The 21,820-nt window shown below is 65.9% G+C and carries 21 protein-coding genes; 12 read left to right on the top strand and 9 right to left on the bottom strand.

Annotation, left to right across the window (positions count from 1 at the left end; all coding sequences use genetic code 11):
• Positions 1-13: 13 nt before the first annotated feature.
• The 3 genes from AC5RT3_RS12715 to AC5RT3_RS12705 form a co-directional block, all read right to left on the bottom strand.
• A complete protein-coding gene (locus AC5RT3_RS12715) occupies positions 14-841 on the bottom strand; it encodes a carbohydrate ABC transporter permease (RefSeq protein WP_494124383.1) in 828 nt (275 codons plus the stop codon).
• Positions 842-920: 79 nt separating this feature from the next.
• Complete coding sequence (locus tag AC5RT3_RS12710; RefSeq protein WP_494011259.1) at positions 921-1,856, bottom strand: carbohydrate ABC transporter permease; 936 nt, start codon at positions 1,854-1,856, stop codon at positions 921-923.
• Positions 1,853-3,181 carry an extracellular solute-binding protein gene (locus AC5RT3_RS12705; protein WP_494124340.1) on the bottom strand — a complete coding sequence of 443 codons (1,329 nt, stop codon included), beginning with the start codon at positions 3,179-3,181 and terminating at the stop codon, positions 1,853-1,855. Before AC5RT3_RS12705 ends, AC5RT3_RS12710 begins: the two co-directional genes overlap by 4 nt.
• A 232-nt stretch (positions 3,182-3,413) precedes the next feature.
• On the opposite strand from AC5RT3_RS12705, the gene AC5RT3_RS12700 reads away from it, so the two are divergent.
• Positions 3,414-4,508: a LacI family DNA-binding transcriptional regulator gene (locus tag AC5RT3_RS12700; RefSeq protein ID WP_494011257.1), complete on the top strand. Its 1,095-nt coding sequence runs from the start codon at positions 3,414-3,416 to the stop codon at positions 4,506-4,508.
• On the opposite strand, the gene AC5RT3_RS12695 is transcribed toward AC5RT3_RS12700, so the two are convergent.
• On the bottom strand, positions 4,471-5,577 hold the full coding sequence (locus tag AC5RT3_RS12695) for a GTP pyrophosphokinase (RefSeq protein ID WP_494052773.1): 1,107 nt from the start codon (positions 5,575-5,577) through the stop codon (positions 4,471-4,473). The two genes, AC5RT3_RS12700 and AC5RT3_RS12695, sit on opposite strands and share 38 nt — an antisense overlap.
• Before the next feature lie 302 nt (positions 5,578-5,879).
• Here AC5RT3_RS12695 and AC5RT3_RS12690 point away from each other — a divergent pair, with 302 nt between their 5' ends.
• Positions 5,880-7,268, top strand: a complete 1,389-nt coding sequence (locus AC5RT3_RS12690; RefSeq protein WP_494124339.1) for an APC family permease — start codon at positions 5,880-5,882, stop codon at positions 7,266-7,268.
• A 66-nt stretch (positions 7,269-7,334) separates the two neighbouring features.
• Here the strand turns inward: AC5RT3_RS12690 and AC5RT3_RS12685 are convergent, their stop codons facing one another.
• Together AC5RT3_RS12685 and AC5RT3_RS12680 are read right to left on the bottom strand one after the other, a co-directional pair.
• Complete coding sequence (locus AC5RT3_RS12685; protein WP_494011254.1) at positions 7,335-7,991, bottom strand: cyclodeaminase/cyclohydrolase family protein; 657 nt, start codon at positions 7,989-7,991, stop codon at positions 7,335-7,337.
• A gap of 52 nt (positions 7,992-8,043) precedes the next feature.
• A complete protein-coding gene (locus AC5RT3_RS12680; RefSeq protein ID WP_494011253.1) occupies positions 8,044-8,364 on the bottom strand; it encodes a hypothetical protein in 321 nt (106 codons plus the stop codon).
• Between the two features lie 99 nt (positions 8,365-8,463).
• Here AC5RT3_RS12680 and AC5RT3_RS12675 point away from each other — a divergent pair, with 99 nt between their 5' ends.
• A complete protein-coding gene (locus AC5RT3_RS12675) occupies positions 8,464-9,264 on the top strand; it encodes an alpha/beta hydrolase (RefSeq protein ID WP_494124338.1) in 801 nt (266 codons plus the stop codon).
• Positions 9,265-9,306: 42 nt separating this feature from the next.
• Complete coding sequence (locus AC5RT3_RS12670; protein ID WP_494124337.1) at positions 9,307-10,245, top strand: carbohydrate kinase family protein; 939 nt, start codon at positions 9,307-9,309, stop codon at positions 10,243-10,245.
• An 87-nt stretch (positions 10,246-10,332) separates the two neighbouring features.
• Here the strand turns inward: AC5RT3_RS12670 and AC5RT3_RS12665 are convergent, their stop codons facing one another.
• Positions 10,333-11,514, bottom strand: coding sequence for an ABC transporter substrate-binding protein (locus tag AC5RT3_RS12665; protein ID WP_494124336.1), 1,182 nt, complete (start codon positions 11,512-11,514; stop codon positions 10,333-10,335).
• Positions 11,515-11,727: 213 nt separating this feature from the next.
• Here AC5RT3_RS12665 and AC5RT3_RS12660 point away from each other — a divergent pair, with 213 nt between their 5' ends.
• The 8 genes from AC5RT3_RS12660 (at position 11,728) to AC5RT3_RS12625 (ending at position 20,042) form a co-directional block, all read left to right on the top strand.
• Positions 11,728-12,270, top strand: a complete 543-nt coding sequence (locus AC5RT3_RS12660; RefSeq protein WP_494124335.1) for a TetR/AcrR family transcriptional regulator — start codon at positions 11,728-11,730, stop codon at positions 12,268-12,270.
• A complete protein-coding gene (locus tag AC5RT3_RS12655; protein WP_494052779.1) occupies positions 12,267-12,620 on the top strand; it encodes a DMT family transporter in 354 nt (117 codons plus the stop codon). The genes AC5RT3_RS12660 and AC5RT3_RS12655 overlap by 4 nt, the downstream gene beginning before the upstream one ends.
• Positions 12,617-12,946, top strand: a complete 330-nt coding sequence (locus AC5RT3_RS12650) for a DMT family transporter (RefSeq protein WP_494124334.1) — start codon at positions 12,617-12,619, stop codon at positions 12,944-12,946. Before AC5RT3_RS12655 ends, AC5RT3_RS12650 begins: the two co-directional genes overlap by 4 nt.
• Positions 12,947-13,013: 67 nt before the next feature.
• Positions 13,014-13,607, top strand: coding sequence for a TetR/AcrR family transcriptional regulator (locus AC5RT3_RS12645; RefSeq protein WP_494052781.1), 594 nt, complete (start codon positions 13,014-13,016; stop codon positions 13,605-13,607).
• A gap of 364 nt (positions 13,608-13,971) precedes the next feature.
• Positions 13,972-15,675, top strand: coding sequence for a choline dehydrogenase (betA, locus tag AC5RT3_RS12640; protein ID WP_494052782.1), 1,704 nt, complete (start codon positions 13,972-13,974; stop codon positions 15,673-15,675).
• A 30-nt stretch (positions 15,676-15,705) separates the two neighbouring features.
• Positions 15,706-17,256, top strand: a complete 1,551-nt coding sequence (locus AC5RT3_RS12635; protein ID WP_494124333.1) for an aldehyde dehydrogenase family protein — start codon at positions 15,706-15,708, stop codon at positions 17,254-17,256.
• A gap of 120 nt (positions 17,257-17,376) precedes the next feature.
• The gene (locus tag AC5RT3_RS12630) at positions 17,377-18,981 is read left to right on the top strand and encodes an APC family permease (RefSeq protein ID WP_494124332.1); all 1,605 of its coding nucleotides are present in this window, start codon (positions 17,377-17,379) and stop codon (positions 18,979-18,981) included.
• Between the two features lie 101 nt (positions 18,982-19,082).
• Positions 19,083-20,042, top strand: coding sequence for a lipid kinase (locus AC5RT3_RS12625; protein WP_494124331.1), 960 nt, complete (start codon positions 19,083-19,085; stop codon positions 20,040-20,042).
• Between the two features lie 6 nt (positions 20,043-20,048).
• On the opposite strand, the gene AC5RT3_RS12620 is transcribed toward AC5RT3_RS12625, so the two are convergent.
• Both AC5RT3_RS12620 and AC5RT3_RS12615 read right to left on the bottom strand, forming a co-directional pair.
• Positions 20,049-21,347 carry a Y-family DNA polymerase gene (locus AC5RT3_RS12620; protein ID WP_494124330.1) on the bottom strand — a complete coding sequence of 433 codons (1,299 nt, stop codon included), beginning with the start codon at positions 21,345-21,347 and terminating at the stop codon, positions 20,049-20,051.
• A gap of 24 nt (positions 21,348-21,371) precedes the next feature.
• Positions 21,372-21,803, bottom strand: coding sequence for a LexA family protein (locus AC5RT3_RS12615; RefSeq protein ID WP_494053745.1), 432 nt, complete (start codon positions 21,801-21,803; stop codon positions 21,372-21,374).
• Positions 21,804-21,820: the final 17 nt, after the last annotated feature.

Genomic DNA, 21,820 nt, shown 5'->3' with positions numbered 1-21,820 from the left:
GGAGAAATCCTTTCTATTTGCTGAAGCCGGCGGTCAGGCCGCTGAGCAGCTGGCGGCGGCCCACGACGTAGAGCACCAGGATGGGCAGCGTGCTCAGCATCACGGAGGCGAGCACGGCCGGGATGTTGACGCTGTACTCGCCTTGGAAGGTCCACAAAGCGAGGGGCAGCACGCGTAGCTCCGGGCTCTGGGTGAGGACCAGCGGCAGCAGGAATCCGTTCCAGACGTGCAGGCCGTTGTAGATGGCGACGGTCACGATGGCCGGACGGGTCAGCGGGAGGGCCAGCCGCCACATGATCTGCCATTCGCTGCAGCCGTCCAGCCGCATCGATTCGAACAGTTCGTTCGGTACGTCGCGGATGAAGTTGGACAGGATCAGGACCGTCAGAGGGATGGCGAAGGCAATGGACGGCAAGATCAGTGCCAGCAGGCTGTCGTACAGGTTGAGCCGGATGATCATCAGGTAGATGGGGATGATCGTCGCCTGGAGCGGAATCGCCAGGCCCATCAGGAACATGCCGTTGACCAGTTTCAGGAACCTGCCGCTGCCCCGCACAATGGCGAAGGAGGCCATGAAGGAAATCAGTACGGCGGGTGCTACGGCACCGATCGTCACGATGGCACTGTTGATGAAGTACCTGGCGAAATCCGCCTCAAGGACCAGCTGGTAGTTTTCCAGCGTGGGCGAGGTGGGGAGCGCCAGCGGGTTCTGGCCGAAGTAGCCTTCCTGTGTCTTCAGGCTGGTGATCACCACGTAGTACACGGGAATGATGATGATGGCCAGCCAGAGCCAGCCGCCCAGCCCCGCGGGGATGTTGAGCCGCCGGAACCTGGAGCCCAGGCCCGGTGTGCGGCCTGACGAGGCTGCAGCGGCGCCGGCCCTGGTTTCCTCCGTGCTGGTGTTCAAGACGGTGCTCACGCTACAGCCCTTCCAGTTGGCTGCCCTGCTTGTCCTTGCCTCCGAGGCGCTGGAGGAGCAAGGCAAGGGCAAGGCCGATGATGACGAGGATGACGGCGATGACGCTGGCGGGGCCCATCAGGTTGGCCCGGAAGCCCCGCAGGTACATGTCCAAGGCAAGGATCCTGGTGGAGTTGCCCGGGCCGCCGCCGGTGAGGACGAAGATCAGGTCGAAGTACGTCAGCGATCCCACCACCATCAAGGTGGATGAGGTGATGATGGTGTACTTCAACTGGGGCAGCGTGATGTGGAAGAACTGCTTGATGACGCCCGCCCCGTCGATCTCGGCCGCTTCGTAGAGGGACTTGGGAATCTGCCGCACGCCGCCCTGGTAGATGAGCGTATGGAACGGTACGAACTGCCAGGCGATCACGAAGATGACCAGTCCCAGGGCCAGGTGCGGGACACCAAGCCAGTCCTGCGCAAGGAACGGCAGGCCGAGACCCGTGGCCAGGCCGAAGTTCGGATCCAGCAGGGCCTTGAACGCAATGGCTACCGCCGCTGAGGAGAGCAGCAGGGGCAGGAAGTACAGCACTGCCAGGGCTGCGCGGTAACGCTGGCTTCCTGCTGTGAAGACCCCCAGGAGGAGGCTGATCGGAGTCTGCACCAGCCAGGAGGCGATCATGATCAGGAAGGTGAGCCCCAGGGCGTTGTACAGGCCGGGGTCCGCGAGGACGGAGAACCAGTTGGCCATGCCTGCCAGACCGATGGCGCCGATGCCGTCCCAGCTGGCGAAGCTGAGGATGAAGACGCCGGCCAGCGGCACTACGGCGAAGACCAGGAAGAAGAACAGCGCTGGCACAGTCAGCCACGCAAGTGCTGCCTTGCGCTTCCCGGTTTGTTCGGACTCGCCCCTGGTGACAGCGGTCCGGGGCGCGGTGGAGACGGTGTTACTCATTTTCCGAGGGTGGCGTTCATGTTCTCGGCGAACTGCTGCGGCGTAATCGACTTCAGGAACAACTGGTCGATGTTGTTCAGCAGGGCCTCGGCTGCGGTGGGGCTCAGGGCCTGGTCCCACGACTGCTGGAAGTTCGGGGCGTTCTTGGCGAGGTCGTAGACGAAGTTCAGGAACTCCTTGTCCTCGGACTTGTCCAGCTTGTCCTCGATGCCGTTAACAATGGGTACGGACCCGGAGTTGATGTAGGTGTCAATGACTGTTTCGGTCAGGATGCCGTCCTTGAAGAACTTCTTCGCGGACTCCTTTTCCTGTTCGTTCGCCTTGGAGGAGATCGACATGTACTGGGCCGGGTTTCCGACGCCGTTCTTGGGGTCGCCCTTTCCACCGGGAACCGTGGGGAACTGGACGAAGCCCAGTTTCCCGTCCTGGACGAAGTTCTGGCCGTTTTTCTTCATGCCGCCGTAGGTCCAGGTGCCGTGCAGCATCATGGCGGCCTTGCCTGTGAACAGGAGGGCCTGGTCGGCGTTGGAGTCTGCGGTGATCGAGGAGAATCCCTTGATGAAACCTTCAGCGGAGACGAGTTCCTGGATCTTAGTTCCGGTCTCAATCACAGCCGGGTCCAGCCAGGAATTCGGCTTGCCCTCGAAGATTGCGTTGAAGACCTCGTGGCCGCCGATGCGGTCCAGCAGGTATTCCAGCCACATCATGGAGGTCCAGCGGGACTGCCCGCCGAGCGAGAAGGGTGCCACGCCCATGTCGTTAAAGGTCTTGACCAGCGACATGACGTCATCCCAGGTCGCGGGCGGCTGGACGCCGGCTTTCTCGAACAGTTCCTTGTTGTAGAACAGGACGATCGGGGCTACGTACTGGTTGGGCAGGGCGTAGATCTTGCCGTTCACGGTGGCTGCGCCGAAGGAGGAAGGGAAGAACTTTTCCTTGAGGTCCTTGTTCTCCTCGAACCAGCCGGTCAGGTCCTCCACCTGGCTGGCTTCCGCGTAGGTCTTCAGCGTGCCGCCGCCCCAGCCGTAGATGATGGTGGGTGCCTGGCCGGCTCCGATAGCGGTCTTGATCTTGGTCTTGTAGGCGTCATTCTGGAAGTAGGTGACCTGAATCTTGTTGTCCGCGTTCGCCGAATTGAACGCGTCAACGGCCTTCTGCATGGTTGTCTGGTTCGGCTCGCCGGACAGGTACCACATGCTGGCACCCCCGCCTGCGCTCGAGGTTCCCGGCCCGGAGGTGCCGCACGCGCTGGTTGCGGCGACGGCGAACGGAGTGAGGGCTGCAAGGGCGAGGAAAGAGCGGCGGGAGGTCTGGGGCTGCTTCATTGCTTCTCCATCTGAAATTGCTTCTTCGCAAATATTGGGGGTGGCTCAGAACGACCTTGTTCGAAATATTTCGAACGCGTGATTTAGATCACGCTCTAAACTAAAGGGCCGGATAGGCCTAGGTCAAGATGTTCTGGGCGGAATTATCTCGCACCGCGAGCGGCTCTTGACGGTGTTGCGGCTGCATCTGCAGAATGAAGCTCACGAAAATTTCGAAAGGTTGCGAGCCTCGATGTCAATGAAGATCCCGGAGAGGGCCAAGCCCACGCTCGCCATGGTGGCAATGCAGGCCGGCGTCTCGGCACCAACCGTTTCGAAGGTGGTGAACGGCCGTGAAGACGTGGCGCCGGAAACGCGTGCCCGCGTCCTGGCCGCGCTGGAGCAGGCCGGATACCAGTCCCCGCTGCAGCGCCGGTCCGCTGCGGAAGTAAGAACGGTCATCGAGGTGGTGATCGACGTGCTCGACTCTGCCTACATGATTGAGGTCCTCAACGGCATCCTGCAGTCCGCCGCAGCCGCCGACGTCGAGATCCTGGTCAGCGTCACCGGACCGTCACCCTCGAACCTGCAGAGCCCGGAACGCCGTGCCCAGCGCATGCTGGAAGAAGGCAGGGCAGGGATGATCGTGGTCACCTCTGCATTCAGCACCGGGCAGCTGCAGGCCTTCCGGCGCCGAAAGATTCCCGTCGTCGTTATCGACCCGCTAAACCCGCCGTCGGCCGATGTCGTCAGCGTAGGGGCAACCAACTGGGCCGGCGGCAAGGCCGCAACCGAACATCTGCTCGAACTGGGGCATCAGCGCATCGCCTACATCGGCGGCATCGAAAGGGCCGAATGCAACCAGGCCAGGCTGCACGGCTACATGGCCGCCCTGATGGCCCGTGGCCTTACGGTGGACCCCCACTACATTGTCTCCGGCGGCCGGTTCCGCAGGGAGAGCGGAGTTGCCGGGCTGAAAGCGTTATTGCAGCTGGAAAAGCGCCCCACCGCCATCTTCGCCGGAAGCGACGCCATCGCGCTGGGGGTTCTAGGCGAGGCAGGCCGCCATGGCATCCGCGTTCCGGAAGATATGAGCCTGATTGGCTTTGACGGCACGAAGCAGGGCGAGGAATCCGTGCCTGCCCTGAGCTCCGTGGCCCAGCCGTTGGAGGAGATGGGGCGTGCAGCGCTGCGGTCGTTGCTGCGCCAGGCGCGCGGGGAAGTCCTGGATTCCCACCGCGTTGAACTTGCCACCCACCTGATAGTCCGGGACTCCACCGCCCCTCCTGGCACCCCGGCCCGCCGCGGCCCTACTTCTTCGTCAGCCGGTAACGCTCGATCTGTTTGAGCCGGCGCAGGAGGCTGTCGCGCCGGGGGTGCGGGACGACGTCGGAAGCCTCGGCAGTGAGGTCGATGTGCTTCGTGCCGTACTGCCACAGCAGAAGGTCATCGAGGAGGCGGTCCGGGCCGGGGGAGTAGCGGTGATCCAAAGCCTTGCGGACCTCGGTGATGCGGTTGGCGCTGAGCAGCCCGGCCAGCTGCATGGTCTGGTTGAGCCCGTGCGCGGCGAGGAGTTCGGCAGCCCAGCCCCAGTCGTCGTCCACCTTGCGGTCAACGTGCGGAAGCAGGGTCCGCCAGACGTCGCGGATCCGGTTGGGTGTGAGCGGGGCGGCACCCTCGCCGTCCATGTCCCAGAAGCTGCGGACTTCCTCATAGCGTTCATGCAGGTCCGCGAAGGCCGTCTCCACCGTTTCCAGCATGGCGGCGGTGGCAGTGAACTGGCGGTCGAAGTGCGGCGTCCAGGCACGCGGGTCCTCGGCCTTGAAGCGGATGTCGTGCTCGATCTCGCTCCAGGCATGCGCGAAGATGGTGCGGATCTGGCACTCGAAGAAGTAGCTGCCGTTGGGCTGGGCATCCGGGTTGAAGACCTGCTGGTACTCCTTGACGGCCTCGTTCTGGATGGTCCGCAGGATCAGGTGCCGGCTGGAGTACCCGTAGGTGCCGGATTCGATGGAACCGATGTCCTTCTCGCGGTCGCCGCGGCAGTCGAACAGCTGGCGCTGGCGCTTGATTAGGTTGGCCACGGTCGCGTTCTCGGCCGGCAGCCTGGTGATCACCCGGATCCCCACCATGTCATTAAGCGTCCGGAATGGGTCCGGGAATTTCAGCACGCGGGGCCCGCCCGGCTCCAGGGGCTCCTCGGTCCGGGAGATCTTTTCCTTGAACGATTCCACCGTTTTGGTCCGGCCGGTGACGAAGAGTGGGGTGACCTCGGTGTCTTTCAACATGTCCCGCATGATCAGCAGGACGTCCTTGGTGACAAGCTTCAGGGCGGGGCGGACGCGCTCGTAGATCTCCACGTTGTGCTGCACGGAATCACGCAGCGGCGCGTCAAGGCTTTCCCAGTTACTCGGCATGCTCCCAGCTTACGGCGGGGGTAAGACAGAGGACGGGAATGCGACTTGGAGGCCTTGGCTGGCCCCGCATGACGCGGACGCAACACGACGCAGGCTCTTGACTCGTGACCGGCGTCACTGGTTTACTAAATGAACCCCATTCATTTATGGAGTGCCGGTTGGACTTTCGCAAGCATCGAAGTCAACAGAAGGAAAGTGGCCACCTACGGCGCGGCCAGAATCCCGGGCGCACCGTCCTCCCCAGATCGTTCCCGTTCCCTGTACCGCCCCGACTTCGCAGGCCTGAACCTTTAGGACCCCCCATGACCTCCGCCTTTGATATCCAGAACCCCGCGAAGGGGAGCCCGCCCGAAACTGAGGCCGAAAGAAACGGAACCGGCTGGCGCCGCGTGCTGGGGGTCCCTTCGCTGGTGCTGCTCGGCCTGGTGTACATGGTTCCCCTGACCATCTTCAGCACCTACGGCATCGTCGTCGAACTGACCGGCGGGCGCCTCTCGGCCGCCTACGCTGCCGCGCTGGTGGTTATGCTCTTTACCGCCCGTTCCTACGGGCGGATGGCCAAGGCCTTCCCGTTTGCCGGCTCCGCCTACACGTACGCCACGAGGTCATTCGGTGCGGGGCTGGGCTTCATGGCCGGATGGTCCCTGCTGCTCGACTATCTGCTCCTGCCAATGATCAACTACCTGCTGATCGGCATCTACCTGAACGCTGCCTTCCCGGGCGTGCCGGCCTGGCTGTTCATTGTTGTCTCAATCGTGGCCGTCACCGTGCTGAACATCGTCGGCATCACCGCCGTGGCCCGGGCCAACTTCGTGGTGGTGGGACTTCAGGGCCTGTTCATCGTGCTGTTCGTTGTCCTAGCCTGGGTCTCGGTCAGCGGCTCGGGAACAGTTGACCTCCTGGCCCCCTTCACGGGAGTGGACGGTGCGGGCGGACTGTCACCCATCCTGGCCGGCGCCGCCATCCTGTGCCTGTCCTACCTGGGCTTTGACGCGGTTTCCACCTTCGCCGAGGAGACAAGGAACCCGCAGCGGAGCATCCCCCGGGCCATCATGCTGACCACCGTCCTGGCCGGCCTGATCTTCCTGGGCCTTGCCTACATCAGCCACCTGCTTCTTCCGGTGGGCACCTTCACCAGCCCGGACTCCGCGGCGATTGAAGTAGTGGGCACTGCGGGTGGCGACTTCCTGGTGGCATTCTTCACCGCCGCATACATTGCGGGCAGCCTGGGGTCAGCGCTGACGTCCCAGGCGTCGGTTTCCCGCATCATCTTTTCCATGGGCCGCAGCCGCGTCCTGCCCGCAGTCCTGGGACGGCTCCACCCGTGGCTGCGCACACCGGTGGTCCCGATCGTCCTGACCTCAGCGGTGGCACTGCTTGCCCTGGTGCTCGACCTCGCCACTGTTTCGTCGCTCATCAGTTTCGGCGCCCTCGTTGCCTTCTCGGTGGTCAACCTGTCCGTCATCAAGCACTACTTCATCAACCGGAAGGAGCGGGGACCCAAGGGCCTGGTCAACAACCTGGTGCTGCCCGGTACCGGGCTGGTGCTGACCGTCTGGCTCTGGACAAGCCTGAGCAGCCTGTCCTTCTCATTGGGCCTGGCCTGGGCAGGGCTCGGGCTGGTGTACCTGGCGTTCCTTACCCGCGGGTTCCGCCGGCCCACACCGCACCTGCAGCTCGAGGACGCCTAACTAGTTCAACACCCACGCCGCCCCGAGCAGCAGGCAACAGCAAGCGCCAAGGTGACCACCGCCGTCTCAGATGCTATCGGTGGGGGCGGCGCGGTCATCAATCCGGGCGGCCAGGCCGTCGATCCGGTCCAGGGCGGCGGTGAGGCGTTCCACATTGGCCCACAGGTCCGGGTGCTGCTCCCGGACATCCTCCAGCGAGGTGCCGGCGGACCGCAGCGACCCCAAGTCGAAGCTGACGTTTGTCCGCGCCCCGGCCACCGCCGCGCGGAGGGCGCCGAACGCGACGACGACGTCCGCGACCAAGGCAGGGTTCCCCTTGTCCGCCAGCCAGGCGAGGTCGTCAATGGCTTCGATGGCGCGCTCGCCGAGGACGGCCGAGGCTTTGGCAGCGTCCACGGATGCGTTGCGGATGGCCTCGTCCCGCTCCGGTCCCGGGTCCAGCCGGAACGCGGCGCCGAAGGCCCGGGATGCCGCGGAGTCGTCATCGGCAAGTTTGAGGGCCTCCCGGCGGAGCTGCTGGGCGCGTTCCCTGATGGAGGCGACCATGCCGCCGTCGTCCTCTTTCTCCGAGTAGCCGGCCACCATGGAGGTCAGGGACGCAGCGATGGCCAGCATGACGCCCGTGCCGGCGCCGCCACCGGGCGAGCCGGTGGACTCGGCCAGGGCGCGGGTCCAGTCGTCGACCGTCGAATCGTGGGTGGTGACCGTTTCAGAGGAATCCATGACAGAAACGTGCCCACAAAGGTCCCCTGCCAAACGCTAAAGAACGACGGCGTTACTCGCCGTTGCCGTCGGGCACGCCTTCGCGGCCGGCGGCCGGTGCGGGCAGTCCATGGCCGGGCAGCCGGAGGTCCAGGAACCGCATCACCAGTGCAGCGGAAATAAGCGCGGCTGAAAACGGCAGGCACGCCAGTGCCAGGAACCCGTACAGCTGGGCGAGGAAGGCCGCCACGGGGTTGCCGCTGTTGAGCGCGTTGATGCCGATTCCCTGCATGAACCAGTTCGAGGACAACATGATGAGAACGGCGAGCACGCCGAGGGCGATGCCGCTGAACAGCGTGCGCGTATACAAGGACGAGGTGCGGACCTGGCTCATGATTCCCCCAATGATGTGCCGGATGGACCCCAGCTAACCATGCGGGGCAGGCCCCGGCAAGGCACGGCGGAGGTGCCGCGCCCGCTGTAGTCTCGGCTCATGATCGAGCGCCACCGCTACCAATACGGCCCGGACTTCAGTCAATGGGGCGAACTTTTCCTGCCAGCACGGCCGGCCGGAACGGGGCCGCGGGGCGTGGTGGTGGTCATCCATGGCGGCTACTGGCGCTCAACGTACGGCGCGGAACTGGGCGAACCGCTGGCCCTGGACCTGGCCGAGCATGGCGTCGCGGCCTGGAACCTGGAGTACCGGCGGGCAGGCAACGGCGGCGGTTGGCCGGGTACCTTCCAGGACATCCTGGCCGGCATCGACAAGCTGCGTGAACTGGCGGGGCCTCACTCGCTGGACCTCGGAAAGGTGGTGGCGCTGGGCCATTCGGCGGGCGGGCACCTCGCGGTCTGGGCGGCGGGAAGGGACAGGCTGGGCTTTCTGGGCCTGCCGGGGGAGGACCGGGAGGTCCGGGCGGACCACGCGGGCGTCCGGCTCGCCGGCGTGGTGAGCCAGTCCGGCGTCCTGGACCTGGCCGGGGCCGAAAGGCTCCACCTGAGCAACGGTGCGGTGGTTAACCTGCTGGGCGGGCCGCCGTCGGACCTTCCCGGCCGGTACCGGTACGCGGATCCGGTGGCCGCGCTGCCGCTGGACGTCCCCGTTTTCGCCGTCCATGCCGAGGATGACGACGACGTCCCGCCGGCAATGTCCGCAGCGTATGTTGACACGGGCCGCTCCGGCAGGGTGCCCCCGCAGCTGGTTAGCGTCCCCGGCGACCACTTCGCGCTGATCGATCCCGGCGCGGAGGCCTACCGGACGTGCCGGGAACTGGTGGCGGCGCTGCTGCGCTGACACGAACTGCTGGCAGCGGCCCATGTCTGGCAGAGTATGACCATGCTCACTGTTATTGGCGAAGGCCTTGTTGACGTTGTCCAGCGCGCCTCGGGGATCGAGGCCCACGTGGGCGGCAGCCCGCTCAACGTCGCGGTGGGCCTGGCCCGTCTGGACCACCCGGTGCAGTTCATCGGCCGCTATGGCCGGGACGCCTACGGCGATTCCGTGGCTGCGCACCTGCGCGCCAGTTCAGTGATGCTTCCGCTCGGCCCGGATGACCTGCCTACCAGCGTGGCCACCGCCCTGGTGGACGACGACGGCGCCGCCACCTACACGTTCGACCTCGCCTGGGAGCTTCCCGGCATCGCCGACCGGCTGGGCTTCATGCTGCAGGGCACCACCTTGCTGCACACCGGGTCCATTGCCACGATGCTGGCGCCGGGCGCAACCGACGTCCTCGCCGCCGTCGAATACGCGCACCCGTCCGCCACCATCAGCTTTGATCCCAACTGCCGGCCCAGCATCATCAGCGACGTGGACTACGCCCGCCGCCATACTGAGAAGTTTGTGTCCCTCGCGGACGTGGTCAAGGCCTCTGACGAGGACCTGGCCTGGCTGTACCCGGGGGAGGATGTGCTGGAATCAGCCCGGCGGTGGATGACCCTCGGCAGGACCGAAAGGCCGGCGATGGTGGTGGTCACCCGCGGCGAGGCCGGGCCCTGGGGCATCACGGCGGCCGGCGAGTCGGAGTGCCCGGCCCCCAAGGTGGACGTGGCAGACACCGTGGGCGCAGGGGATTCCTTCATGGCCGCGTTGCTGTCCGGCATCGTGGATCGCGGCCTGGACGGTGCCCAAAACCGCAAGGACCTCCGCGAACTGCCTGCCGAAAGCCTCGCCGAGCTGCTTGAGCACGCTGCCCGGGCAGCCGCCGTTACCGTCTCCCGCCGCGGAGCCAATCCGCCCACGCGCGCTGAGATGAACGGGGGCCTGGCCGGGTAGGGCGGAGCGGCAAACGCCCGCTTCAGCAAAGACGGCTTACCGTCCTGCCAAAGCGGGCGCTGTTCGGGTAACGCTGTCTTGCCGCCGCTACTCCTTGCCGAGGCCGGCCGCGGAGGTCTTCCCGTCCGTCACCTCGTTGAGTGCTGTGAGGTCAAAGATGCTGTTGATGTCAGCCTGCTTGGTGGTCCCGGCAGTGACGCCGTCGGCCAGGAGCTTCTGGTAGGTTCCGGCCAACGGGTCCACCGTGAACACGATGTTCTTCAGCGAGCGGTCGATCACGTCCGCCTTCAGCTCCGCGCCGGCCGCCTCCTTGAGGGCAGCGTTGATGACGCTGGCCTTCTCGGCGCCGGACGCGCTGTTCAGCCAATCCACCGACTTCGCGTGGCCCTTGAGGAGCGCCTTCACGGTGTCCGGGTGCTCGGCCGCGAACTTCTGGTTCACGATGAGGATGGTGGTGGGGAACTCGCCGGGCTTGCCGGAAAGGGAACCGTCCCAGAGGTCCTTTTCGTCAACCAGCACCTTCGCTCCGGCGGTCAGCACGAGCCGCGACGCCCACGGCTCCGGCAGCCACGCGCCGTCGAGCTTTCCGTCCTGGAACAGCTTGAGCGTCTGGGCGTTTTCGGTCGGGTTGATCGCGACGTCGCCGCTGCCGTCCACGTTGGTCTTGTAGCCCTGGGAGGAGAGCCAGGCGCGGAGGGCCACGTCCTGCGTGCCACCGAGCTGCGGCGAGGCGAGCGTCTTGCCCAAGAGGCCCGCCGCGGAGTTGATCTCCGGCTTGACCACCAGCTGCGCCCCTCCTGCGGCGGCGCCGGCGATGATGTGGATCGACTCGCCCTGGCTCTTGACGAACGAGTTGATGGCCGGGTTGGGGCCTATGTAGGTGGCGTCAATGGCTCCGGCATTGAGCGCCTCGATCGCTGCGGGGCCCGCGTTGAACACCTGGGTGCTGAGTTTGGTGTCCCCGAGCTCCTTGGCGATGTGGCCCTGGCTCACGCCCACCAGTGCGGGAGCGTGGGTGACGTTGCCGAAGTAGCCAAGCTTGAGTTCGGCTGCGGGGTTACCGGCGGGGGCGGCTTCGGCGGCCGGGGCAGTGCCGGAGTTGTTGCTGTTGACGGCGGAGGCGACGGCGGCGCCTCCGCCAACGAGGGCGAGGACTGCTGCCGCGATACCGATCTTCAGCCCAAGGGGCCGCTTGGGGGCTGCCTGGCCGGCGACAATGCGGGTGGAGTTTCCCGCGTTCTGCGGGCTGTTCTCTGTTGGTTCTGACATTGGAATTCCTTTGCTGGGTCTGATGCTGAGTTGAGAGTACGGAGCCCCCAGCGGGGCCACAATCGTTCCTGTAGCAGGCGTTCACGGGACGACGCGGAGGCTCAACACGGCGTAGTGGAGCGTCAAGAACCGTCGCGCTGCGTCTTTTTGGGACGGCGTGCAGAGGGCGTGAACGGCGCTCAAACTTTACCGTCTGGATGGTAAAGTTTGAGTGTGAGAGAGAGCCAGCGTCCCCAAATCCTTGAAGCGGGCTTGCGCGTGGCCTCGCGCAGCCAGGGTGCCGCCATCACCCTCGATGCAGTGGCTTCGGAGGCAGGCGTCACCAAGCCCGGTCTGATGTACCACTTTCCAAACCGGGATGCGTTGATGGTCGCCCTGGTCGAGTACGCTGCCTGCCAGCTGGAGCGCAGAATGGCCGCGCTCGTCGGCGGCAGTGAAGGAACGGTGGAGGAACGGTACCGCTCCTATGTCCAGGCGGCGGCTGACGGGCAGAACATGCGCGCGGAGTGGGCCTTGTGGTTCCACTCATCATGCCGGGCTGACCTGCAGGAGGCCTGGGCCCGGCATCTGGATCACTGGCTCCTGATCCCTGACGGGACGCCACCTGCACAGCGGACGAGGCTTCTGACTGCCCGGCTGGCGGCGGATGGACTGTGGGCTGCCCAGGCCAGCGGCGTGGGTGCGCCCGGGAAAGCGGACAGGGCGGCAATCGTGGCCCACCTCCTCGGCCTGATCGGTGAAGGGGGAACGGAGTGAAGCGCTGGCTTTACCTCGGCGGGGCCATCGTCACGGAAGTCAGTGCCACCCTTGCCCTGAAGGCGGCCCTTGAAGCGCCGGGCTGGTATGTCCTGGTTGTGGCCGGGTATGCCGCCGCGTTCTTCCTGCTGACCGTCTGCCTGCGCCTGGGAATGAGCATCAGCGTCGCCTACGGCGCCTGGGGCGCCGGCGGCGTCACCGCGACTGCGGTGCTGTCGGCGGCGATCTTCGACGAGCCGCTGACCTGGCTGATGGGCTTCGGCATCGCGCTGATCCTGGCGGGCGTCATCACGGTCGAAGCCGGGTCGCAAAAAGCGCACCGTGCCGCCCGCGGGGAGGAGCAGGCATGACTTGGTTTTTCCTCGGCCTGGCCATCCTCACCGAAGTTGCGGCAACCATGTCCCTGCGCGCCTCGGAGGGCCTGAAAAAGAAGCTGTGGCTGGTTCCCATCATCCTGGGTTATGTTGCCGCTTTCGGTTTCCTAAGCCTGGCGCTTGACCATGGGATGCCCCTTGGCGTGGGGTATGGCATCTGGGTGGCCTGCGGCGTGGCGTTGACAGCGGCGGCCAGCCGTGTGCTGTTCAAGGAGCCACTGACGCCCACCATGGCTTTCGGGATCCTGCTCATTTCCGCCGGCGTTCTTATCGTCGAAATAGGCGCCGGCCAGGCGCATTAGTGGCAGGGGGGGTCATCACCAGGCACGGCGAGGTGCAGCAGCCGCGGTTTCCCCATATTCTGGCCGGGTGGACACAAGCACCGTGAACTCCCGTGAACAGGGCGAGCAGGTTGACCGGCAGCAGCGCATTCTTGAAGCGGCGCTGGACCTGCTGTCCCGCCATGGGATTTCGGGTGTGAACATGCGTGCCGTGGCCCGGGAGGCAGGGGTCGCCCTCGGGCTGGTGAACTACTACTACGAAGACAAGTCCAGCCTGATCCGTGCCGTGCTGCACAGCGTCGACGAACACGACCTCGCGCTCGTTGCGCCGGACCCTGCATTGCCTCCGGACGAGCAGCTCCAGAACGCCCTTCGACGCGTTGCCGGCCCGGAACTCCTGACCACACGGTACCTGTCCCTGCGCCTTCACCTGTGGGCGCTCGCGAGGGCGCACGAAGACTTTGCCCTGATCAACGCGGCGGCCTTTGACCGCTACCTGGACGGGCTCGCAGCCCTGATAGCCAATGCCAGGCCGGAGCTGTCCGGCAAGCAATGCAGGGAACGTGCGGCCGATATCGTCGTTGTGCAGAACGGCATGTGGCTGACTGCGCTCCTCGGCGTGGACAAGGAATCCATCCGGCGGAGCATCACCCGCACCGAAGAGATCGCCTTCGCCGCTTAGCAGCCTCTACGCGGCACCGTCACCTGGAGAGGCCCGGCCTCCATGCCGTAAGTCGGCGCGCCCTTTTGCCCCCGCCACAGCGCTGTCACATTCGGGCGGAAGTCCGACATACGCGACATCCCGCCACCCTCTTTCCGCCCCCAAACGCAGCCGGATGTTTCGGCGCCGTAAATTTTTGAACAGATGTCCAGTTTTCCTATTGAACACTTGTTCAAACTGCATTACTCTCCTTGGTTATGACCTACGCCACACCAGGGAATACCGCGGATTCTCCGGCTAACACGGTCAACCTTTCGTATTCGGAAGAAACGACGACCCGCCCTGGGCCACTGAACCGGCGCCAGGTAGAAGGAGAGTTTGCAGCATGACAAAAACCCACTACGACTACGTCATCGTCGGCGGCGGAAGCGCGGGCTCCGTGCTCGCCAACCGGCTGAGCGACGGCGGCCAGGCCAGCGTCCTGGTCCTCGAGGCCGGACGGAGCGACTACCCCTGGGACCTCTTCATCCAGATGCCCGCCGCGCTCACCTTCCCCAGCGGCAACCCGCTCTATGACTGGCGCTACGAGTCGGACCCCGAGCCCTACATGGGCGGCCGCCGCGTGGCACATGCCCGCGGCAAGGTCCTGGGCGGCTCAAGCTCCATCAACGGCATGATCTTCCAGCGAGGCAACCCCCTCGACTACGAGCGCTGGGGCGCCGACGCCGGCATGGAAACCTGGGACTTTGCGCACTGCCTGCCGTACTTCAACCGGATGGAAAACGCGCTCGCCGCCGACCCGGACGACGAACTCCGCGGTCATAACGGCCCGCTGGTCCTGGAACGCGGTCCGGCCACGAACCCGCTCTTCCAGGCGTTCTTCGCCGCCGCGCAGGAAGCCGGATATCCCCTGACGGACGACGTCAACGGCTACCGCCAGGAAGGCTTCGCAGCCTTTGACCGCAACGTGCACAAGGGCCAGCGGCTCTCGGCGTCGCGAGCCTACCTGCGGCCCAATTTCGGCCGGAACAACCTGACCGTCCTTACCCGGGCTCTGGCCACCAAGATCAACTTCACGGGCAACGTGGCCACCGGCGTCACCTACCGCCGCAACGGCAAGACCCACCAGGTGAACGCAGGCGAGGTTATCCTGGCCGGCGGTGCCATCAACACACCGCAGTTGCTCCAGCTCTCCGGCGTGGGCGACGCCGCCCACCTGAACTCCCTGGGCATCAACTCCGTGGTGAACCTGCCCGGCGTCGGACAAAACCTCCAGGACCACCTCGAGGTCTACATCCAGCACGCCTGCACCCAGCCGGTGTCCATGCAGCCGGCCCTGGACGTCTGGCGCATGCCGTGGATCGGCATGCAGTGGCTGTTTGGCCGGAAGGGCCCGGCAGCCACCAACCACTTCGAGGGCGGCGGCTTCGTCCGCTCCAACGAGGACGTGGCTTACCCCAACCTGATGTTCCACTTCCTCCCGGTGGCCGTGCGCTACGACGGCCAGAAGGCGGATGCCAAGCACGGCTACCAGGTGCACATCGGGCCCATGTACTCCGACGCCCGCGGCACCCTCAAGATCAAGTCCACGGACCCCACGGTGCACCCCTCCATGGTGTTCAACTACCTGTCCACGGACCAGGACCGCCGTGAGTGGGTCGAGGCGATCCACGTGGCCCGCGACATCCTGGGCCAGTCCGCCATGGACCCCTTCAACGGCGGGGAGCTCTCGCCCGGGCGTGCGGTCCAGACCGATGCCGAGATCCTGGACTGGGTGGCCCGCGACGCCGAGACGGCGCTGCACCCGTCCTGCACCGCCAAGATGGGCCCGGATTCCGATCCGATGGCCGTGGTAAACCCCCTGGACATGACCGTGCACGGCACCCGGGGCCTCCGCGTGGTGGATGCCTCCGCCATGCCCTACGTCACCAACGGCAACATCTACGCGCCCGTGATGATGCTCGCGGAAAAGGCCGCCGACCTGATCGCCGGCAAGGCACCTTTGGCGCCGCAACACGCGGAGTTCTACCGCCACGGCATCAGCCCGCTGGATCGCAACGCCGCCGCTGTCCCGGCAGGCAGGGCCTAGGCATGATTAATGCACAAAAAAGGAGCAACAATGACAGCCACCGTTGAGCAGGTCCACCAGGCCGGGCAGGGGCACGACAGTGTCAAAGGCCTGTACATCGACGGCGCCTGGCAGGAGGCGTCCGACGGCAGCACAACTGTCGTGCGCTGCCCTGCGGACGGCAGCGAGGTGGCAGTTGTCGCCAAGTCGACGGCGGAGGACGCGGAGCGGGCCATCGCCAGTGCACGTGCAGCCTTCGATGGCGGCCCCTGGCGGCGGCTCACCGACCTTGAGCGCGGGGCGGTCATGCTCCGCGTGGCCGAACTGCTGGAGCGGGACAAGGCCGCCTATGCCCGCGCCGAGGCGCTCGATACCGGCAAGCGCCTCGTCGAAGCCGAATACGACATCGACGACATTGCCGCGTGCTTCCGGTACTACGGAAAAGTCGCCGGCCTCGACGCCGGCCGGGTGATCGACACCGGCCGCCCGAACGCCATCAGCCGTGTGGTGTACGAGCCGCTGGGCGTCTGTTCCCTCATCGCGCCGTGGAACTACCCGCTTCTCCAGGCCGCCTGGAAGGTGGCCCCGGCGCTCGTCGCGGGCAACTCGTTCGTGCTCAAGCCCAGCGAGCTCACGCCCTCCACCGCCATCCTGCTCATGGAGACCCTTGCGGAAGCCGGGGTTCCCGCCGGCGTCGCAAACCTGGTGACCGGAAGCGGGTCGAAGGTGGGCGGCCCGCTCAGCTCGGACCCGCGCGTCGACCTCGTCTCCCTCACCGGAAGCCTGGCCACCGGCCAGACAATCATGGCCGCCGCCGCGGAAACCGTGAAGCGCGTCGCCTTCGAACTCGGTGGAAAAAACCCCAACGTCGTCTTCGCGGACGCGGACTGGGACGCCGCCGTCGACAACGCCCTGACCGCCGTGTTCCTGCACTCCGGCCAGGTCTGCTCGGCAGGGGCCCGGCTCGTCGTGGAAGAGTCCATCGCGGAACGGTTCGTGGCTGAGGTGGTGGAACGGGCGAAAAAGATCCGGATGGGCGGGCCGTTCGATCCCGACGCCGAGACGGGGCCGCTCATCTCCGCCAAGCACCGCGACCAGGTCCACGCCTACGTCCAGGCCGGCATCGCGGAGGGCGCCGAACTGTTGTGCGGCGGCTACATCCCGGACGAGGGCCCACTTGCCGACGGCTTTTTCTACCCGCCCACGGTGCTGGGCAACTGCCACTCCGGCATGAGCGTGCTGCGGGAGGAGTCATTCGGCCCGGTGCTGACCGTCGAGACATTCCGGACCGAGGACGAGGCCGTGGCCATCGCCAACGACACGGAGTACGGTCTGGCAGGCGCGGTGTGGACCTCGGACGGGTCAAAGGCGCAACGTGTTGCGGGGGGCCTCCGGCACGGAACAGTATGGATCAACGACTATCACCCGTACGTCCCGCAGGCGGAGTGGGGCGGCTTCGGGAAGTCCGGCATCGGCCGGGAGCTTGGCAGCGCGGGACTCAATGAGTACCGCGAGGCAAAACATATCTGGCAGAACATCCAGCCCGCGCCCAGCGGCTGGTTTGGCCCATCTGCCGGCGCCGGGGTGGGGACCGCCGGCTAGCAACAGCATTTGGGGGGAACGGCCGGGCGCTGCAGGCGTGGCGCCCGGCCACCGATATCACCCGCGTCCAATGGCGGCCGCGGGGCATCACCATCGTGCTTTTCTCATCTAGGAGTTCGGATGTTGGAACCCAGCAAGAGTACTGATTCAAGTGGCATGGACGAGTTCGGCTATGCCCAGACCCTGGACCGCAGCATCGGCAAGTTTGCCAGCTTCGCGGCCGGCGTCAGCTATATCTCCATCCTCACCGGCGTCTTTCAATTGTTCTACTTTGGTTTCTCCATGGCCGGGCCGGCCTACGCATGGTCCTGGCCCATCGTCTTCGCCGGCCAGCTCATGGTGGCCCTCTGTTTCGCCGAGCTGGCCGGCCGCTATCCGGTGGCCGGATCGGTCTACAACTGGGCCAAACAGCTTTCGTCGGGGACATTCGCGTGGCTGGCGGGCTGGCTGCTGCTCATTTCCTCGATCGTGGCGCTCGGGGCCGTGGCCCTGGCACTCCAGCTCACCCTGCCCCAGATCTGGTCCGGTTTCCAGATCATCGGAGACGGCACCGGGACCTACGATTTCGCCCTTAACGGAGTGCTGCTCGCCAGCATCATGATCTCCATCTCCACGCTCATCAACGCGTTCGGCGTGAAGTTGATGACCAAGATCAACAGCATCGGCGTCTTCGTGGAGCTCGCCGCCGCCGTGCTCCTCATCCTGGCCCTTGCCTGGCACGTGGTGCGGGGCCCGGAAGTCCTCTTCAGCACCGAGGGCTACGGCATGGACCACGACCTTGGCTTCTTCGGGGTGTTCCTGATCGGCGCCATGGCTTCCGGGTACGTGATGTACGGCTTTGACACCGCCAGCTCCCTCGGCGAGGAGACGAAGGATCCGAAGAAGACTGCCCCCAAGGCCATCCTGCGGGCAATCACGGCGTCCTTCATCCTCGGCGGCCTGATTCTCCTCGGCGGACTCCTGGCGGCCCCCGACCTGAACGACCCCAAGCTGGGCAGCGCCGACGGCGGCCTGCAATACATCGTGCTCTCCGTGCTGGGAGGCCCGTTCGGCAAGGCCTTCCTGGTGTGCATCGTGGTCGCCGTGTTCGTCTGCACCCTCGCCGTCCACGCCGCAGCCATCCGCATGATGTTCGCCATGGCCCGGGACAACAACCTCCCCTTCAGCCGCCAGCTCAGCAAAGTGCACCCGGAGCGGAAGACGCCCACGGTGGCGGCCATCGTCATCGGACTCCTCGCCATCATGCCCCTGATCGTCAACGTTTCCCAGCCCGCGATCTTCACCATCCTGTCCAGCATCAGCATTGTCCTGATCTACCTCTCCTACCTGCTGGTCACCGTGCCCCTGCTGCGGCGGCGCTTCCTGAAGAAATGGCCGCTGTCCGACGAAAGCCACGGAAAAGCCGGATTCAGCCTCGGCAAGTGGGGCCTGCCCGTGAATATCCTCGCGGTCCTCTGGGGCGGCGCCATGACGCTGAACCTGGTCTGGCCGCGGCCGGAAATCTACAACTCGGTGCCGCCCTTTGAGTGGTACCTGCAGTGGGGCGGGGTGCTCTTCGTGGGCGCCGTCGCTGTAGGCGGGACCCTGCTGTACCGCCTGAAGATCCGGCACCAGACAGGTGTCCTGGCAGAGCATGCCGCCGCCGCCCGGCCCGCCGCAGACGTCCGCGATCCGGATGCTCCGTCGGAACCCCAACTGGTGACAGCGCCCCTCTCCAACCCGTAGCACTGTCCAACCCGGGAACGTAACTGGGACGGGCGCCCCTCCACCATGGCGGAGGGGCGCCCGCAGGCATTCCCCGGCCAGATGGACCTAACATGTCCCACATGAAGGTTGCCCGAGAGGCCCGCTCCGCTGCCGTGATCATCAACTCCGGATCACGCCGGGGGGCCGCCGCGCGCGAACTGGCGGTGGATGCCCTGCACAAGGCAGGCGTGCCGGTCTCCGCCGTGCATCACGTGCATTCGGGGGCCGAGTTGGCCGGGACTCTGGACCGGGTGGTTGCGGACGGGCATGACCTGGTGGTCGTGGGTGGCGGCGACGGGACGGTTTCCTACGCCGCCGGCCGGATTGCCGGCACAGAAGTGATCCTCGGAGTCCTTCCGCTGGGCACCGCCAACGACCTCGCCCGCACCCTGGAGATCCCGGACAACCTGGCGCAGGCGTGTGCCGCCATCGCGGACGGGAAGGTGGTGGACATCGACCTTGGGCGGGCAAACGGCCAGCCCTTCCTCAACGTCGCCTCCGCCGGACTGTCCGTCCGGGTCACTGAGGCACTCAGCCCCGGCCTTAAACGGCGCCTCGGGCCGCTGGCGTACGGCATTGCCACCCTGCGTGCGTATGCCCGGCACGAGCCGTTCCGTGCCCGGCTTGAGTTCCCGGACGGGGACCACGAGCCATTGCAGCTCGAGGGCCTGCTCCAGGTGGCCGTCGGCAACGGCAGGCACTACGGCGGCGGCAACACGGTTTCTCCCACGGCCGGGATCGATGACCACATCCTCGACATCTACGCCATCCTGGCAGCACCGCTTCGGGAGCACGTGAAGATCGCACGGCTGCTCCGGGATGGAAGATTCGTTGAGCATGACCGGGTGTACCACCTGACCAGCCGGTCCGTCCGGCTGGTTACCGAACCGCCGATGCCGGTAAACCTCGACGGCGAGATTGCAGCCGTCACCCCCGCTGACTTCACCATCCAGCGGAACGCGGTCCATGTCGTGGTGCCGCAGGCCAGCGCCGGCGCCATGTTCGACGGACCGCCCGCCCCGCCGGTGCTCCCGGCCTAAAAAGCCTCAGGCAGCCTTCACCAGCGGGAGCTCGTCCCAGTGCGTTGTGTACCGGGGGGACTGCATGCCGCGCTTCATGGACCAGTCCACGCCGCCTTTGATGCCGCCGTGGCCGAGCCCGATGGAGCCGCGCCCGAAGCGGCGGCTGACGTCCTCCAGGAGCGGGCCGATGCCGCGTTCTTCATGCCGGTTCTCGAAGGGCTCCAGGGGAGACTGGTTTCCGGTGGGCCGCAGGTCCGTGAGCATGAGTCCGGCCTTGGCGTACTTCAACCCGTCGCGGATGAGGGGCAGCAGGGCATGGGTGGCCTTGGTCAGCAGGAGCGGATCCGCCGTGGGCATGGGAAGGGACAGGCACACCGAAGGGTAGGCCTGTTCGTGCTGCCTGAACGGGGAAGTGGCCGCGAACGCCGTCAGGACTTTCGCCTGCAGGCCGTGCTTTGCGAGCCGGGCGCTCGCCTGCTGGCCATAGATGCTGAGCACCTGCCGCATGCCGTCAACGGTGGTGACCGGCGTGGAGAAGGAGCGGGAAAAGATGAGCTGGTCCCGGCCAAGGCGCTCCTCCTCCATGGGAATGCACGGGATGCCACGCAGCTCCAGCACCGTTCGCATCAGCACCACCGAGAACTTGTCGCGGATGACTACAGGGTCCGCGCGGACCAGGTCCAGCACCGTGAAGATGCCCAGGACATTCAGGCGCCTGGTCAGCCGGGCCGCGATGCCCCACACCTCGTCCACGGGGAGCCGGCCCAGCAGGGCCTCCCGAACCGGTGCCGGTACGGCCTCCCAGTGGCAGACCCCGCCGAAGGAGGCGTTGTTCTTCGCCCACTTGTTGCACAGCTTGGCCAGCGTCTTGGTGGGCGCTATCCCCACGCAGACCGGGACACCCACGTTCCGCCGGACCGCGGCCTTCATGTCCCGGCCGAGTGCCAGCAGCTCTTCGGGCCGGCCCTTCACGCCCAGGAAGGCCTCGTCGATGCTGTAAACCTCCAGCCACGCCGAATGCCTGCCGAGAAGCTCCATCACCCGGGCGCTGATATCGCCGTACAGCTCATAGTTGCTGGACTTCGCCACCAGGCCCCACTCCTTTGCCCGGGGCGCGAGCTTGAACCAGGGATCGCCGGTCTTGATTCCCAGCGCCTTCGCCTCCGCGGAGCGGGTTACCGCGCAGCCGTCGTTGTTTGACAGCACGATCAGCGGACGTCCTTCAAGCGAGGGATCGAATGCGCGCTCGGCCGAGGCGTAAAAGCAGTTCACGTCCACGTGGGCGATCTGCGGCATCTGCCGCATCAGGACCGGTTTGGGCATGGCCCTCCTTCCACAATCGGCAGGTCAAACATGGTGCAGGCACCTGGTGGCCACGCCCCACACGGTCAGCTCGGATAACGCGGGGACCCGGATGTCCGGGTACTTCGGGTTCTCCGCCTGCAGCACCACCCCCGTGGACGTGATGCGCAGCCGCTTGACCGTCAGCTCTCCATCCAGCACGGCGACCACCACCGAACCGTCCTTGGGCTCAAGGGCCCGGTTGACGATTAGTTCGTCGCCGTCGCTGATGCCGGCGCCCTCCATCGAGTCCCCGGTCACGCGCACCACGAACGTGCTGGTGATGTCCTTGATCAGGTGCGCGTTCAGGTCGATCCGGCCATCGAAGTAGTCCTGCGCGGGCGACGGGAAGCCGGCCGCAACGGCGACAGGAGAGATCAGGACCGACAGGTACGAGGCGCCCGCATCTATCACGCGGGGACCAACTATAACGCCCACAACACACCCTTATTCGA

Source organism: Arthrobacter sp. Y3221159, assembly GCF_059089885.1.
Note: the sequence above shows the minus strand (reverse complement) of the source record. Positions and strands in the feature narration are given on the sequence as shown.

Bases quoted from the DNA above. Each gene is read 5' to 3' on its own strand.
- AC5RT3_RS12710 (WP_494011259.1), bottom strand. From the start codon at position 1,856: ATGAGTAACACCGTCTCCACCGCGCCCCGGACCGCTGTCACCAGGGGC.
- AC5RT3_RS12695 (WP_494052773.1), bottom strand. From the start codon at position 5,577: ATGCCGAGTAACTGGGAAAGCCTTGACGCGCCGCTGCGTGATTCCGTG.
- AC5RT3_RS12620 (WP_494124330.1), bottom strand. From the start codon at position 21,347: ATGCCCAAACCGGTCCTGATGCGGCAGATGCCGCAGATCGCCCACGTG.
- AC5RT3_RS12705 (WP_494124340.1), bottom strand. From the start codon at position 3,181: ATGAAGCAGCCCCAGACCTCCCGCCGCTCTTTCCTCGCCCTTGCAGCC.
- AC5RT3_RS12680 (WP_494011253.1), bottom strand. From the start codon at position 8,364: ATGAGCCAGGTCCGCACCTCGTCCTTGTATACGCGCACGCTGTTCAGC.
- AC5RT3_RS12700 (WP_494011257.1), top strand. From the start codon at position 3,414: ATGTCAATGAAGATCCCGGAGAGGGCCAAGCCCACGCTCGCCATGGTG.
- betA (WP_494052782.1), top strand. From the start codon at position 13,972: ATGACAAAAACCCACTACGACTACGTCATCGTCGGCGGCGGAAGCGCG.
- AC5RT3_RS12675 (WP_494124338.1), top strand. From the start codon at position 8,464: ATGATCGAGCGCCACCGCTACCAATACGGCCCGGACTTCAGTCAATGG.
- AC5RT3_RS12670 (WP_494124337.1), top strand. From the start codon at position 9,307: ATGCTCACTGTTATTGGCGAAGGCCTTGTTGACGTTGTCCAGCGCGCC.
- AC5RT3_RS12625 (WP_494124331.1), top strand. From the start codon at position 19,083: ATGAAGGTTGCCCGAGAGGCCCGCTCCGCTGCCGTGATCATCAACTCC.
- AC5RT3_RS12650 (WP_494124334.1), top strand. From the start codon at position 12,617: ATGACTTGGTTTTTCCTCGGCCTGGCCATCCTCACCGAAGTTGCGGCA.
- AC5RT3_RS12690 (WP_494124339.1), top strand. From the start codon at position 5,880: ATGACCTCCGCCTTTGATATCCAGAACCCCGCGAAGGGGAGCCCGCCC.
- AC5RT3_RS12665 (WP_494124336.1), bottom strand. From the start codon at position 11,514: ATGTCAGAACCAACAGAGAACAGCCCGCAGAACGCGGGAAACTCCACC.
- AC5RT3_RS12685 (WP_494011254.1), bottom strand. From the start codon at position 7,991: ATGGATTCCTCTGAAACGGTCACCACCCACGATTCGACGGTCGACGAC.
- AC5RT3_RS12635 (WP_494124333.1), top strand. From the start codon at position 15,706: ATGACAGCCACCGTTGAGCAGGTCCACCAGGCCGGGCAGGGGCACGAC.
- AC5RT3_RS12630 (WP_494124332.1), top strand. From the start codon at position 17,377: ATGTTGGAACCCAGCAAGAGTACTGATTCAAGTGGCATGGACGAGTTC.